Annotated in this window: 2 protein-coding genes; both read right to left on the minus strand. The window is 40.6% G+C overall.

Annotated elements, in window-relative coordinates:
- A partial coding sequence (locus tag AC5590_RS34705; RefSeq protein ID WP_211178820.1) for a hypothetical protein occupies window positions 1–198 on the minus strand: 198 nt, incomplete at its 3' end.
- Between the two features lie 174 nt (window positions 199–372).
- Window positions 373–978 (minus strand): hypothetical protein, encoded by a 606-nt coding sequence (locus AC5590_RS34710; RefSeq protein WP_169269009.1) that lies wholly within the window; start codon window positions 976–978, stop codon window positions 373–375.
- Window positions 979–1,052 lie beyond the last annotated feature (74 nt).

Below are 1,052 nucleotides of genomic sequence, written 5' to 3' on the forward strand. Positions count from 1 at the left end.
AAAACGAATTCTTCGCCGATGAGGAGTTTTGAGAACCAGGTAGATCAAACAATACCTTCGCCAAAAAAAAGAATGAGCAGTTGACACTCCCACACCTTGTATATCACTCTTGGTTTCTTCACCATTAGCAATTCGCTCAAAATTGCGCTTAAGTTTTGGGGTGAAATATAAAATTGTGAATCTAGCCTGACAAAACATCAGAGGATTGATATCCGTGACACTCAAAGAGTTAGAACAACAACTTCTTGCCCTTAGTCCTGGTGAAAAAGTGCAAGCCATACAATTACTGGCTCAAAGTCTCGGTAGCAATTGGCAATGAATTGAGAAAACTCCTAGAGTCTGTGGTGGAGAAGCACGCATATTGCAGCACTCTTACCTAATAAAAAGTTTGCCTTGACTTTTCGCTGCTGCGATCGCACCGCTATTTGCTGTAAAAACTTTAATACCTGGGACAGTCACATAATCACCATCATCAGTAATTATCTTTGTGACTCCTGCTTTGTCCATCGCGTCCAGTATCAGCAAGTCGTAACCGTCAAGTAATTGGGTTTGGAATCTGGTAAGCGCTGCATTGCTTGTTTCTTCGCTAACCAAAACATCTGTGCATACAGAACTAGATATCACCTGACTCCAAGCAGCTTGAACTTCGGCTACAACTTTTGCTCTCTCAGTTGGGAAGTTATGACGGTATTCTTTAGATTTTAATGTAGAAGAAAATATTTCTCTTTGTGTTTGCTCAATGTTGTGTGCTAATTCTGCCAATGAAAGACCGCAGTATAAAAGCAATGAGTTAGCAGAAATGGCTTTAGCAATGTAGGAAGGATACTCTGTAATCTGATAGGGACGAGATGAAATACTGGCATTAGTATAGGTATACCAATACCAGGCGTTTGTATCTACTAAGAAAATATCATCATTTTTCGGAGCGTCAGACCGGATATCAACCACTTCAGCCTGAACTGTGTAGTTGACTGGCATTACTGTGTATTTGCTTGTTCGCTGATAACTTGGTCTACTCTACTACGGAAATCAGGATCAGAGTAATACCGCTT

It is taken from the genome of Brasilonema octagenarum UFV-OR1, from assembly GCF_963888615.1.
Taxonomy (GTDB): domain Bacteria; phylum Cyanobacteriota; class Cyanobacteriia; order Cyanobacteriales; family Nostocaceae; genus Brasilonema; species Brasilonema sennae.

Bases quoted from the DNA above. Each gene is read 5' to 3' on its own strand.
- AC5590_RS34710 (WP_169269009.1), bottom strand. From the start codon at position 978: ATGCCAGTCAACTACACAGTTCAGGCTGAAGTGGTTGATATCCGGTCT.